Here is a 13682-nt window from a genome sequence, read left to right as displayed (position 1 = left end):
TCTTATCGAGCCTCAACGCTGTCGGAAAGAATCGCCACGACCAGCTGCTGGAAATCCAGCCCTGCTGCGCGAGCGGCCATGGGTACCAGGCTGTGGTCGGTCATACCCGGAACGGTGTTGACTTCCAGCAGCCAGAATTTGCCGTCTTTGTCCTGCATCACGTCGGCACGCGCCCAACCCTGGATACCTACGGCTTCACAGGCACGGGCGGTGAGGTCTTTGAGTTCCTGTTCCTTGGCCGCGTCCAGGCCGCACGGGATGCGGTACTGGGTGTCATTGGCCAGGTACTTGGCGTCGTAGTCGTAAAACGTGTGCGGGGTGCCCAGGCCAATCGGCGGCAGTACTTCGCCACGCAATACGGCAATGGTGAATTCCGGACCCGAGATCCATTGCTCGACCAACACCTGCGAGTCATAGCCGCTGGCGTCACGCCAGGCGCTGATCAGCTCATCCACGCTGGTCACTTTGGCCATGCCGATACTGGAACCTTCATGGGCCGGTTTGACGATCAGTGGGAAACCCAGTTCCGTGGCCGCCGACCGGCAGTCATCAACGCTGGCCAACACCGCATGACGCGGCGTGGACAGGCCCAGGCTCTGCCAGACTTGTTTGGTGCGCAGCTTGTCCATGGCCAGGGCCGAGGCCAGCACACGGCTACCGGTGTACGGAATGCCCACGCACTCCAGCAGGCCTTGCATGCTGCCGTCTTCGCCGCCACGACCGTGCAGCACGATAAAGGCGCGGTCGATCTTCTCGCTGACCAGTCGCTGCAGGAAGTCATCGCCGACATCGATGCCAAACGCATCCACGCCAGCCGCTTGCAGCGCTTCCAGCACGGCAGCGCCGGACTTCAGCGACACAGGACGCTCAGCGCTTTTACCGCCGAACAGCACGGCAACGCGGCCGAAGGCTTCAGGGGCCAGGTTAGCTTGCAACAGGCGACTCATTTCTTACTCCCACCGGCGGCAACCGCGCCGGCAAACAACGGGCTCTGCAACAACTGCGGCGCCAGGCCACCGATATCCCCGGCACCTTGGCACAGAAGGATGTCGCCGGCGCGCAGCAACGGCTTGACGATCGGCGCCAGCTCGGTGCCGCGCTCGATATAGATAGGGTCCAACTGGCCGCGCTGACGAATGCTATGGCACAGCTGACGGCTGTCGGCACCGGGAATTGGCTCCTCGCCCGCCGGGTACACTTCCATCAGCAACAGCACATTGGCGTCGGCCAGCACTTGCACGAAATCGTCGTACAGATCGCGGGTACGGCTATAGCGGTGCGGCTGGTAGACCATCACCAGGCGGCGCTCAGGCCAGCCGCCGCGTACGGCTTTGATCACCGCCGCCACTTCGCGCGGGTGGTGACCGTAGTCGTCCACCAGCATCACGTTGCCGCCTTCCACCGGCAACTCGCCGTACACCTGAAAGCGCCGACCCACGCCTTCAAAGCACGACAAGCCTTGCACGATGGCTTCATCGCTGAGTCCTTCGTCAGTGGCGATGGCGATGGTCGCCAGCGAGTTCAGTACGTTGTGGTTGCCCGGCATTTTTACCGACACATCCAACGGCTCACGGCCGGCGCGCAGCACGGTGAAGTAGGTTTGCATGCCGTCCTGACGGAGGTTGATGGCGCGCACATCGGCGTCTTCGCTCAGGCCATAGGTCATGGTCGGGCGTTTCACTTGCGGCAGAATTTCGCGCACCACCGGGTCATCGATGCACACCACCGCCAGACCGTAGAACGGCAGGTTGTGCAGGAACTCGACGAAGGTTTTCTTCAACTTGTTGAAGTCACCTTCGTAGGTGCTCATATGGTCCATGTCGATATTGGTGACCACGGCCACCATCGGCTGCAGGTGCAGGAAGCTGGCGTCGCTCTCGTCTGCCTCGGCCACCAGATAGCGGCTGGTGCCGAGCTGGGCGTTGGTGCCGGCAGCGTTCAGGCGGCCACCGATAACGAAGGTCGGGTCCAGACCGGCCGCGGCGAAAACCGAGGCGATCAGACTGGTGGTGGTGGTCTTGCCATGGGTACCGGCTACGGCGATGCCGTGGCGATAGCGCATCAGCTCAGCCAGCATCTCGGCGCGCGGCACGATGGGGATGCGCCGCTCAACGGCGTTGGCCACTTCCGGGTTGGCGGTGTTGATGGCGCTGGACACCACCAGCACATCAGCGTGCTGAGCGTTCTCGGCGCGGTGACCGATAAATATCTGCGCGCCGAAATTCTGCAGGCGCTCGGTGACGGCCGAACCTTTGATGTCGGAGCCGGAGACGTCATAACCGAGGTTCAACAACACCTCGGCAATACCGCACATGCCCGCGCCGCCGATACCGACGAAGTGGATGCGACGGATGCGGCGCATTTCTGGCTGCGGAAACGCTTTCTGGCTCTCAACCACGGGCCACCTCCAGGCAAATGTCGACTACGGTGCGCGTCGCGTCGGGCTTGGACAGGCGGCGAGCGGTGCTGGCCATGTAAATCAGACGTTCGGGATGCATCAAAACCTCGGTCAGGCGCTCGGCCAGTTCGGCGGCGCCAGTAGTCGCTTGTGGCAGCAGGAAGGCAGCACCTTCACGCGCCAGATAATCGGCATTGCGGGTCTGGTGATCGTCGATGGCGTGCGGCAACGGCACCAACATCGACGGCAGACCGGCAGCAGCCAGTTCACTGATGGTCAGCGCGCCTGCGCGGCACACCACCAGGTCGGCCCAGGCATACGCACCGGCCATGTCTTTGATAAAGGGCGCAACGTGCGCTTGGACACCGGCGGCCTGATAACGGTCCGCAGTGATTTCATCGTGGTTCTTGCCAGACTGGTGCACCACTTCCGGACGGATTTCCGCCGCCACTTCGCGCAGTGCTTCGGGTAACAATTTGTTCAACGGCTCAGCGCCCAAACTGCCACCCAGAATCAGCAACCGTGGACGACGACCTTTGAGGGTGTCGCGCGGCGTTTCCAGGAACAGCTCTTCGCGCACCGGGTTGCCAGTGGTGCGGCGCTTGGCCGAGGCCTTGAAGGTGTTTGGAAAGGCTTCGCACACACGGGTAGCGAAACGCACCAGGCTGCGGTTGGCCGTACCGGCCACCGCATTTTGTTCGTGGATGATCAGCGGCACGCCGGCCATCTTCGCCGCCAGCCCGCCAGGGCCGGTGACATAACCGCCCAAGCCCAGCACGCACACCGGCTTGAGCTTGCGCACGATCCGACGCGCCTGGAACAGCGAGCGCAGCAGGCTGAACGGGGCTTTCAACAAGTTGAGGAAGCCTTTGCCACGCAGGCCGGCCACGTTGATCAGGTGCAATTCCAGACCGGCTTCCGGCACCAATTGGTTTTCGATGCCGCGCGGCGTGCCCAGCCAGTGCACGGTGTAACCACGGGCCTGGAATTCGCGGGCGCAGGCCAGGGCCGGGAACACGTGACCGCCGGTACCGCCGGCCATGATCAGAACATTAGCGGCCATGGACCACCTCCTTGGACGCTTTGCCGGCAGGCGCATCTTCGGCGAAATCGCTCTCGACGAAATCGACATCCTCGCTGCCCAGAATCGTCCGGCGCTCCCACTCGATACGCAGGAGCAAGCCCAGGCAGGCGCAGCAGATAACCAGCGAACTGCCGCCATAACTGAGGAACGGCAGGGTCAGCCCCTTGGTCGGCAGCAGGCCGACGTTCACGCCGATATTGATCAGGAATTGACCAATCCACAGGAACGCCAGGCCATAGGCGACATAGGCGGCGAAGAATTGTTTGGCTTTCTCGGCCCACAGGCCGATGTACAGAGCGCGCACGCTGACGAACACGAACAGCGCTACGGTGGCCAACGAACCGAACAGGCCAAGCTCTTCGGCCAGCACGGAGTACACGAAGTCGGTGTGCGCTTCGGGCAGGTAGAACTGCTTCTGGATGCTGTTGCCCAGGCCCACGCCCAGCCATTGGCCGCGACCAAAGGCAATCAGCGCTTGCGTGAGCTGGTAGCCGGAACCGAACTGGTCGGCCCACGGGTCGGTAAAGGTCACCAGACGCGCCATCCGGTAGGGTTGCGCCTGCACCAGCACAAATACGGCGGCTACGGCCAAGGCCACCATCAGCGAGAAGCGGAACAGGCCCACGCCACCAAGGAACAACATGGCCGCCGCAGCGCCCATCAGTACGACGGTGGCACCGAAGTCCGGCTCCATCAGCAGCAGACCGGCCATTGGCAGCAGCACGATGAAAGGCTTGAAGAAGCCCATCCAGCTTTCCCGCACTTCTTCCTGACGGCGTACCAGGTAGCCGGCCAGGTAAATCACGGCGAACACCTTGGCGATTTCCGACGGCTGTACGTTGAACGCACCGAAGCCGATCCAGCGCATCGAACCGTTCACTTCGCGGCCAATGCCCGGCACCAAAACCAGCACCAGCAAACCGAAGGCGACCACCAGCAACGTGCCGCCCATGCGCTGCCAGGTGGCCAGGGGAATCACCATCATCAAACCGGCGGCACCCAGGCCGATGCACATATAAATGAGGTGGCGGATCATGTGATAGAACGGATTGCCGGTCTGCACCGCCGCCACTTCGGTGGAGGCCGAGGTAATCATCACCAGGCCCAGGCCCAGCAGCGCCAGGCAACCGGCCAGCAGCGGGAAGTCGAGGTCGATGCCGCGACGGCTGAACAGTGGCGACGGGTACGGGCGCAGAACGCTGAGCAGACGGGCGAGCATCAGTTCAGCCCCCCTACCGCTTGGGCAAACAGACGCCCGCGCTCTTCGAAGTTCTTGAACATGTCCAGGCTGGCACAGGCCGGCGACAGCAGCACGGCATCGCCGCTTTGCGCCAGCTCGGCGGCCTTGGCCACCGACTCGTCCAGTGTCTGCACGCGAATCAGCGGCACACCGGTATCGGCCAGCACATCGGCCAGCAGCGGCGCATCGCGACCGAGCAGGATCACCGCACGGCAATGGGCCGCCACCGGCGCACGCAGGGCGGAGAAATCCGCGCCCTTGCCGTCACCGCCAGCGACCAGCACCAGCTTGCCAGCGATATCCGCACCCAGGCCTTCGATGGCGGCGAGAGCGGCACCAACGTTGGTGGCTTTGGAGTCGTCGTAGTAGCTCACGCCATCGCGCTCACGCAACCACTGGCAACGGTGCGCCAGGCCGGTGAATTCACGCAGCGCTTGCAACATCGCTTCGAACGGCAAGCCCACAGCATGGCCCAGGGCCAATGCCGCCAGGGCATTGGCCTGGTTGTGGGCACCACGCACTTTCAGTTCACGCGCTGGCATCAGCGTGTCGAACTGGAAGGCCAGGTATTTTTCGCCGCCTTCTTCCACCAAGCCGAAGCCTTTGAAGTCGGGCTTGTTCAGGCCGAAGGTCCAGCACGGCGTGTTCTCGCCAATCAGCGGACGGGACAGGCCGTCCTGACGATTCACCACCACCTGCCGCGCGCCACGGAAGATCCGGTGCTTGGCCAGGTGATAAGCCGGCAGACCGCTGTAACGGTCCATATGGTCTTCGCTGATATTCAGCACGGTGGCCACTTCGGCATTCAGCTGGTCGGTGGTTTCCAGTTGGAAGCTCGACAGCTCGATCACATACAGCTCGACGTCATCGCTGAGCAGATCCAGTGCCGGGGTGCCAAGGTTGCCGCCCACTGCCACACGTTTGCCGGCAGCCACCGCCATCTCACCCACCAGGGTGGTCACGGTGCTTTTCGCGTTGGAGCCGGTGATGGCCACAATCGGTGCCTTGGCATGGCGGGCGAACAATTCGATATCACCCAGCAGCTTCACGCCACGGGCCGCGGCTTGCTGCAGCGCCGGTGTGGCCAGGGCCAGGCCGGGGCTCACATAAAGCTCGTCGGCGCGACACAGGAACTCCACGTCCAGCTCGCCACAACGCACTTCCACCTGCGGGTACTGGGCACGAATGCTGGCCAGTTCCGGCGGGTTCTCGCGCGTGTCGGCCACAGCAAAGCGGATGCCCTGGCGTGCGAGGAAACGCACCAGGGACATGCCGCTCTTGCCGAGGCCGACAACGATGCGGAAGTGGTCAGAAGCGATCAGGCTCATTGGGTTCCTTGGTCCTTAACGCAGTTTCAGGGTGGCGAGGCCGACCAGCACCAAAATCACGGTGATGATCCAGAAGCGCACGATTACGCGCGGCTCAGGCCAGCCTTTGAGTTCAAAGTGGTGATGGATCGGTGCCATACGGAATACGCGCTTGCCGGTGAGCTTGAACGACGCCACCTGGATCACCACCGAAAGGGTTTCCATCACAAACACGCCGCCCATGATGAACAGCACGATTTCCTGGCGGACGATCACGGCGATGGTGCCCAGAGCGGCCCCCAGGGCCAGCGCGCCGACATCGCCCATAAATACTTGCGCCGGGTAGGTGTTGAACCACAGAAAGCCCAGGCCGGCACCGACCAGCGCCGAGCAGAACACGATCAGCTCGCCGGCACCCGGCACATAAGGAATCAACAGGTAGTCGGCGAATTTGATGTTGCCCGACAGGTAGCAAAAAATGCCCAGGGCGCCGCCGACCATTACCGTGGGCATGATCGCCAGGCCATCGAGGCCGTCAGTCAGGTTGACCGCGTTGCTGGAGCCGACGATCACGAAGTAGGTCAGCACCACAAAGCCCACGCCCAGCGCGACGCTGACATCTTTGAGCATGGGCACGATCAGGGTGGTTTCCACCGCGCTTGGCGCAGTCATATACAGGAAGATCGCCGCGCCCAGGCCAAACACCGACTGCCAGAAATACTTCCAGCGGCTCGGCAGGCCTTTCGAATTCTTTTCGATCACTTTGCGGTAGTCGTCGACCCAACCGATGCCGCCGAACAGCAGGGTCACTGTCAGCACCACCCACACATAACGGTTGGTCAGGTCGGCCCAGAGCAAGGTGCTGATGGCGATGGCGGATAGAATCAAGGCACCGCCCATGGTCGGGGTACCGGATTTCGACAGGTGCGATTGCGGGCCGTCATTACGCACGGCTTGACCGATCTGGCGAATCTGCAGAGTACGAATCATCCAGGGGCCCAGCCACAGCGACAGCGACAACGCGGTCAACACACCCAGAATCCCGCGCAGGGTCAGGTATTGAAAGACCGCAAAGCCTTTGTAGAACTGTTGCAGATACTCGGCCAACAGCAGCAGCATTTAATGACTCCCCTGAGTGCCGCACAAAGCCGCGACGACGTTTTCCATCGCTGCGCTGCGCGATCCTTTAATTAGAATGGTGGTGTTGCCGGGCTCGGCACTGACGGCAGCGATCAGACTGGCCTGATCGGCAAAGTGCCGGCCCTGGGTGCCGAATGCGGCCACGGCATGGGCCATATTCGGGCCGACGGCATAAAGAGCATCGACTTTTCCGGCAGCGTAGGCACCGACATCGCGGTGGCCTTGTTCAGCCCACTCGCCCAGCTCGCCGATGTCGCCCAGAACCAGAACGGTCCGGCCTTCGAGGGCGGCGAGTATATCAATGGCGGCGCACATGGAAGTCGGGTTGGCGTTGTAGGTATCGTCGATCACCCGCGCGCCATTGGTCGCCAACTGCGCTACGGCGCGGCCTTTGACCGGCTGCACGTTTTCCAGACCGGCCTTGATACTGACCAACGGCACACCGAGGGCCGACGCTGCAGCCGCTGACGCCAACGCATTGGCGACATTGTGGGTGCCGAGCAGATTGAGCTGCACGGTGGCGCTGCCCAGGCGACTGTTCAGGGTAAAGGACGGGCAACCACGGGCATCGCGGCCCAGGTCGCTGGCGTAAAAATCGGCCGCAGGGTTGCTCAGGGCAAAGCTCAGTACCTGGCGGTTGCCGGCACGGCCTTGCCAGATCGCAAACGCCTTGTCGTCGAGGTTGAGCACGGCGATGCCGCTGGCGCTCAGGCCATCGATGATTTCGCCTTTGGCTTCGACAATCTTGTCGGCACCGCCGAACTCGCCGATATGGGCAGTGCCGGCGTTATTCAGTACCGCGACCTGGGGTTTGGCCAGGCTGACGGTGTAGGCAATCTCGCCGAGGCGGTTGGCACCCAGTTCGATCACTGCACCTTGATGCTCCGCGCCCAGTTCCAGCAGGGTCAGCGGTACGCCAAGGTCATTGTTCAGATTGCCGCGTGTGGCCAATACCGGGCCGTTGCTGCCGGCACGCAGAATGCTGGCGAGCATTTCCTTGACCGTGGTCTTGCCACTGGAACCGGTGATGGCCGCCAGCGGGCCGGTGTAGGCCTGACGATTCAGCGCACCCAGTTGCCCCAGGGCGTGACGGGTATCGGCAACCACCAGCTGGGGAATGCTCACGCCTACGGTTTCACGCTCGACCAGAGCGGCAACCGCACCTTTCTGGGTGACTTCCTGCAGGTAGCTGTGGCCGTCGAAGCGTGGACCGGTGAGGGCGACAAACAGCTGACCCGGCTGGATCGCGCGGCTATCGGTGCTGACGGCGCTAAATGTGGCGTCGGCACCGACCAGGCAAGCGTTGAGGGTGTTGACCACTTCACTCAGGCGCAAGGCTTTAAACATGGGCGGCCTCCCACGCAGCGAGGGCGTTGGTGGCTTGATGCAGATCGGAGAACGGCTGCCGTTCGCCATTGATCTCCTGGTAATCCTCATGGCCCTTGCCGGCCAGCACGATCACATCGGCAGCGTCGGCACTGGCAATCAACTGGGCGATCGCCTGGCCACGGCCATAGACGAACTGCGCCTGCTCCGGTGCCTTAAGGCCGGCACGGATATCGGCAAAAATCTGTTCCGGCGCTTCGCTGCGCGGGTTGTCGTCGGTAACCATCACGCCATCGGCCAGACGCTCGACCACTTCGGCCATCAGCGGACGTTTGCCGCGATCACGGTCGCCGCCGCAGCCGAACAGGCACAGCAGCTTGCCAGTGGCGTGGGGGCGCAATGCGCTGAGGACTTTTTCCAGGGCGTCCGGGGTGTGGGCATAGTCGACCACCACCAGCGGCTTGGCCCCGCCACCCAGGCGCTGCATACGGCCAGCCGGGCCTTCCAGCTGCGGCAGTACTTTGAGAATTTCGTCCAGCGGGTAGTCCAGGCCGAGCAAGGCACCGACCACGCCGAGCAGATTGCTCAGGTTGAAACGACCGAGCAAGGAACTGCGCAGGCTGCCCTCGCCTTTCGGGGTGACCAGCTTGGCGCGTACGCCGTGGTCGTCGAACACCGCTTCGCTGCAATAGAGGTAGGCGTTGCGGTCTTCGAGGCTGTAAGTAATCAGGCGCGACTCGTGGGTTTCGCCGGCCAGTTGGCGACCGAACGCGTCGTCTAGGTTCAGCACGCGGCAACGCAGGGTCGGCCAGCTAAACAGCTTGGCCTTGGCTTCGCCGTAGGCCTGCATGGAGCCGTGGTAGTCCAGGTGGTCGCGCGACAGGTTAGTGAACACCGCCACGTCGAAGGCCAAGGCGGCAACGCGGCCCTGGTCCAGACCGTGGGAGGACACTTCCATGGCCACGGCGCGAGCGCCCGCTTGTTTCAGATTGGCCAATACCGCTTGCACGCCAATCGGGTCGGGCGTGGTGTGGCGGCCTTGCTCCAACTCATTGTGGAAACCGGTGCCGAGAGTGCCGACGATGCCGCAGCGCTCGCCAAAATGGTCCAGCGCCTGAGCAATCAGTTGGCTGATACTGGTTTTGCCGTTGGTGCCGGTGACGCCCACCAGGTGCAGACCACGGCTTGGCTCGCCATAAAAACGCCCGGCAATCGACGATAGCTGGCCTGCCAGATTTTTCAACGGCACCAGCTCGGCACCCTGAGCGCTAATGACTGGAGCGCCTTCGGCTTCATAGGCCACAGCAGCCGCGCCACGGGCGATGGCATCAGCAATATGGACGCGGCCATCCTGCTGACCGCCAGGCACGGCGAGGAACAAGTCGCCAGGGCGAACTTTACGGCTGTCCAGGGTCAGCTCGCGGATCAATACCGAGCTTTCCGCTTGCGGCAGCAATTGGTTCAGGGGCATTGGCATTAGCGCGCTAACTCCCGAGGAATAGTGAGTGCCACGGCAGGCTGGACATCGGCCGGGGTCAGGTTGTCCGGGGCAATGTTCATCAGGCGCAGCGCGCCGGCCATGACTTTGCCGAATACCGGGGCGGAGATCAGGCCGCCGAAGTAGGCGCCGGTGCTTGGCTCATCCACCACCACGACCATGGCGATACGCGGATTGCTGATCGGTGCAAAACCGGCGAACAACGAGCGGTAGGCGTTGGCGGTGTAGCCCTTGGTGCCGACTGTGGCTTTACGCGCGGTACCGGATTTGCCACCTACGTGGTAGGCCGGCACCTTGGCGCGGAACACACCACTTGGTGCTTCAACCACTTGCTGCAACATGCCCTGGATGGTTTTTGCGGTAGCTTCCGGAATCACCTGCACGCCATCCTGGGTACGGCCATCGGCGCGGGTCATGGTCATCGGAATGCTGCGGCCGTTGTTGGCTAGCACGGCATAGGCGTGGGCCAGCTGAATGGCGGTGACCGACAGACCGTAGCCGTAGGCCAGTGTCGCGGTTTCGGCTTTCGGCCAGATGCGGTGATTGGGCAGGTTGCCGACGCGCTCGCCGGGGAAGCCCAAGCCAGTGTCCTGACCCAGACCCACCTGCTGCATCACGTTGTAAATCGGCTCTGCGCCGATATCGAAAGCGATCTTGCTGATGCCCACGTTACTGGACTTGATCAGGATGCCGGTCAAATCCAGCACGCCTTCATTCTTGGAAACGTCGCGGATGGTGTATTTGCCGATCTGCAGGGTGCCCGGGTAGACATCGACGGTATCGGTCGGCTTCCAGCGCCCACTTTCCAGCGCCGCACTCATGGAGAACGGTTTCACCGTGGAGCCCGGCTCGAACACGTCGATCATGGCGCGGTTACGCATCATGGCCGGCTGCAGGTTGCGCCGGTTGTTGGGGTTGTAAGTGGGCTGATTGACCATGGCCAGCACTTCGCCGGTCTTCACATCGAGCATCACCAGGCTGGCACCCTTGGCACCGAACTCGGTGACTACGTTGCGCAGCTCGCGGTGCGCCAGGTACTGCAGGCGCAGGTCGATGGACAGCGCCAGGGCCTTGCCGGCCTTGGCGTTGCGGGTGACTTGCACGTCTTTGATCAGGCGGCCACGGCGGTCTTTCAGCACTTCGCGCTTGCCGGGTACGCCGGACAGCCACTGGTCAAACGCCAATTCCACGCCCTCGCGGCCGTGGTCATCGATATCGGTAAAGCCCACCACATGCGCGGTCACTTCGCCGGCCGGGTAGAAACGACGAAACTCCTCGATGGAGTAGACGCCTGGCACTTTGAGGTCGAGCACTGACTGGCCCTGTTCCGGGGTCAGCCCCCGCACCAGGTACATAAATTCGCGCCCGGCATTTTCCTCCAGCCGCGCGGCGAAAGCCTTGGGCTCCTGGCCAAGTGCGGCGGCCAATGCTGGCCAGCGGTCTTTGCCGGCTTGCAGTTCCTTGCCGTTGGCCCACAGGGTAGTGACCGGGGTACTGACGGCCAGCGGCTCGCCGTTACGGTCAGTGATCAGGCCGCGGTGGGCAGGAATAGGTACGTGACGCACGCTGCGGGCATCGCCCTGACCTTGCAGGAAGGCGTGGTCGAGCACCTGCAGATCGATGATGCGCCAGCAGATGGCCGCAACCATGACACCGAGCAGGCCAAGCACCACACGGAAACGCCAGGGGTAGAGTGCGCCTTCGAGCTTCATCATGGCGCCACCATCCGTACTTCGGCGGGCTCAGGAATGCGCATTTTCAGCTGCTCGCTGGCCAGCGTTTCGATACGGCTGTGGGCGGTCCAGGTGCTTTGTTCAAGAATCAGACGACCCCACTCGGCCTGCGCTTTGTCGCGCACGCTGAGTTCGCCATACAGAGAGTTGAGCAACTGGCGGTTCCAGTGCGCGCTATAAGAGACGGCAATGGCCGAAACCAATACGGCAACAAACAGAATCAGCAGCAAGGTGCTGCCGGCCGGCAACGGCTTGGCGAATGCCCGGCTCAACGCAACTTCTCCGCCACACGCATAACCGCACTGCGCGAGCGAGGGTTGGCCGATTGCTCGGCATCGGACGGGAACTGCGCCTTGCCGATGGTCTTGATAAACGGCTCGAAGCGTTCAACCCGCACGGGCAGATTGCGCGGCAGCTTGTCGGCTTCGCCTTTTTCCAGGCGACGCATAAAGAGTTTGACGATGCGGTCTTCCAGCGAGTGGAAGCTGATCACCACCAGGCGGCCACCCACTTCGAGGGCGTTCATGGCCGCATGCAGGCCACGTTCAAGATCGCCCAACTCGTTGTTCACATGAATGCGCAAACCCTGAAAGGCACGGGTAGCCGGGTTCTTGCCCTTCTCCCAGGCCGGGTTGGCGACCTTCAATACTTCCGCCAGGTCGGCGGTGCGCTCGAACGGCGTGACTTCGCGGCGCTGCACCACGGCACGAGCCATACGCTTGGCGAAGCGCTCTTCACCGTATTCTTTAAAGACCCGGGCGATTTCTTCTTCCGCTGCGGTGGCGATGAACTGCGCGGCGCTGACGCCACGGCTCGGGTCCATGCGCATATCCAGCGGGCCGTCGTTCATAAAGCTGAAGCCGCGCTCGGCGTCGTCCAGCTGCGGCGAGGACACACCAAGGTCGAGCAGAATGCCGGAAACCTTGCCGCTGTCGCCACGCTCAGCCACCGCTTCGCCAAGCTCGGCAAAACTGCGCTGCACAACGACAAAGCGGCCGTCTTCGGCCGCCAGCGCGTCTCCGGTCGCAATCGCCAGAGGGTCTTTGTCGAAACCGAGGAGCCGCCCGTCTGGGCCAAGCTTTTGCAGAATCAGCCGGCTATGTCCGCCGCGACCGAAAGTGCCGTCCAGATAGCAGCCGTCCGGACGCACGGCGAGAGCCTCTACGGCTTCATCGAGCAGAACGGTGATATGGCGAAAGCCACTGCTATTGGTAGTTGTCACAGGATCAGATCACGCAGTTCGTCCGGCAGACCGCCCGGCTGTTTAATGGCTGCCAGGTCCGCATCAGCAAGCGCGTTCCAGGCGTTTTCGTCCCACAGTTGGAATTTGTTCAGTTGCCCGACCAGCATCGCGTGCTTGTCCAGCTTGGCGTACTCGCGCAAGCGCGGTGGCACCAGGAAACGACCAGCGCTGTCCAGCTCGATATCCACCGCATTGCCAATCAGCAAACGCTGCAGGCGACGGGTTTCTTCACGCAGGGACGGCAGCTCACGGAGCTTGGTTTCGATGATTTCCCACTCAGGCAGCGGGTAGACACAGAGGCAGGGGTCAATGGCGTCGATTGTTACGATGAGCTGGCCAGCCGAACGCGACACGATCTCGTCCCGATACCGACTTGGCATCGCGAGGCGCCCTTTGGCGTCGAGACTGATTGCGTTAGCTCCGCGAAACACGACAGCGCTTCCCCTTTTTTATTAGCTTTCCATGCCCACAAAACCCACTTCGTACCACTTTGTACCACTTCGGCACACTATAGGAACGCAGCCACCCCACCGTCAAGGCGCGCTTGCAGGGAAAAATCCTTATAGGACGGTGATTTAGCGATGTTTTTGGAACAAGGGAGGGGGGTTTTAGCAGTGTTTTGACGGATACAGCCGAACGAGTTCAAGGGGCTGCGCCTCGAACTTAAAGTAACTTCTTAAGAGTGAGATTTTTTCGATCTGGAAAACGCAGCG

At 62.4% G+C, this 13682-nt stretch carries 12 protein-coding genes; all 12 read right to left on the bottom strand.

Annotated features, from left to right (window positions below; all coding sequences use genetic code 11):
- Window positions 1–2 precede the first annotated feature (2 nt).
- Genes ACVW0Y_RS00465 through mraZ form a run of 12 tightly spaced genes read right to left on the bottom strand, consistent with a single transcriptional unit; the run spans window position 3 to window position 13400 of the window.
- Window positions 3–947 carry a D-alanine--D-alanine ligase gene (locus tag ACVW0Y_RS00465; protein ID WP_457435311.1) on the bottom strand — a complete coding sequence of 315 codons (945 nt, stop codon included), beginning with the start codon at window positions 945–947 and terminating at the stop codon, window positions 3–5.
- Window positions 944–2362, bottom strand: a complete 1419-nt coding sequence (gene murC / locus ACVW0Y_RS00460; RefSeq protein ID WP_457435812.1) for a UDP-N-acetylmuramate--L-alanine ligase — start codon at window positions 2360–2362, stop codon at window positions 944–946. Before murC ends, ACVW0Y_RS00465 begins: the two co-directional genes overlap by 4 nt.
- Window positions 2363–2390: 28 nt before the next feature.
- Window positions 2391–3461, bottom strand: a complete 1071-nt coding sequence (murG, locus tag ACVW0Y_RS00455; RefSeq protein WP_457435310.1) for an undecaprenyldiphospho-muramoylpentapeptide beta-N-acetylglucosaminyltransferase — start codon at window positions 3459–3461, stop codon at window positions 2391–2393.
- Window positions 3451–4689: a putative lipid II flippase FtsW gene (gene ftsW, locus ACVW0Y_RS00450; RefSeq protein WP_457435811.1), complete on the bottom strand. Its 1239-nt coding sequence runs from the start codon at window positions 4687–4689 to the stop codon at window positions 3451–3453. Before ftsW ends, murG begins: the two co-directional genes overlap by 11 nt.
- A gap of 11 nt (window positions 4690–4700) precedes the next feature.
- Entirely contained in the window at window positions 4701–6050 is a 1350-nt protein-coding gene (gene murD, locus ACVW0Y_RS00445; protein WP_457435308.1) for a UDP-N-acetylmuramoyl-L-alanine--D-glutamate ligase, read from the bottom strand.
- Between the two features lie 15 nt (window positions 6051–6065).
- Window positions 6066–7148 (bottom strand): phospho-N-acetylmuramoyl-pentapeptide-transferase, encoded by a 1083-nt coding sequence (gene mraY / locus ACVW0Y_RS00440; RefSeq protein ID WP_457435306.1) that lies wholly within the window; start codon window positions 7146–7148, stop codon window positions 6066–6068.
- Window positions 7149–8516, bottom strand: coding sequence for a UDP-N-acetylmuramoyl-tripeptide--D-alanyl-D-alanine ligase (locus ACVW0Y_RS00435; protein ID WP_457435305.1), 1368 nt, complete (start codon window positions 8514–8516; stop codon window positions 7149–7151).
- Window positions 8509–9972 (bottom strand): UDP-N-acetylmuramoyl-L-alanyl-D-glutamate--2,6-diaminopimelate ligase, encoded by a 1464-nt coding sequence (locus tag ACVW0Y_RS00430; protein ID WP_457435303.1) that lies wholly within the window; start codon window positions 9970–9972, stop codon window positions 8509–8511. The genes ACVW0Y_RS00435 and ACVW0Y_RS00430 overlap by 8 nt, the downstream gene beginning before the upstream one ends.
- Window positions 9972–11708 carry a peptidoglycan D,D-transpeptidase FtsI family protein gene (locus ACVW0Y_RS00425; protein WP_457435301.1) on the bottom strand — a complete coding sequence of 579 codons (1737 nt, stop codon included), beginning with the start codon at window positions 11706–11708 and terminating at the stop codon, window positions 9972–9974. The genes ACVW0Y_RS00430 and ACVW0Y_RS00425 overlap by 1 nt, the downstream gene beginning before the upstream one ends.
- Window positions 11705–11998, bottom strand: a complete 294-nt coding sequence (ftsL, locus tag ACVW0Y_RS00420) for a cell division protein FtsL (protein WP_457435299.1) — start codon at window positions 11996–11998, stop codon at window positions 11705–11707. The genes ACVW0Y_RS00425 and ftsL overlap by 4 nt, the downstream gene beginning before the upstream one ends.
- Window positions 11995–12948 (bottom strand): 16S rRNA (cytosine(1402)-N(4))-methyltransferase RsmH, encoded by a 954-nt coding sequence (rsmH, locus tag ACVW0Y_RS00415; RefSeq protein WP_457435298.1) that lies wholly within the window; start codon window positions 12946–12948, stop codon window positions 11995–11997. The genes ftsL and rsmH overlap by 4 nt, the downstream gene beginning before the upstream one ends.
- Window positions 12945–13400, bottom strand: a complete 456-nt coding sequence (gene mraZ / locus ACVW0Y_RS00410; RefSeq protein ID WP_457435297.1) for a division/cell wall cluster transcriptional repressor MraZ — start codon at window positions 13398–13400, stop codon at window positions 12945–12947. Before mraZ ends, rsmH begins: the two co-directional genes overlap by 4 nt.
- Window positions 13401–13682: the final 282 nt, after the last annotated feature.

It is taken from the genome of Pseudomonas sp. TE3786 (assembly GCF_054057335.1).
The sequence above is the reverse complement of the archived record's forward strand: the minus strand, read 5'-3'. Positions and strand labels throughout refer to the sequence as shown.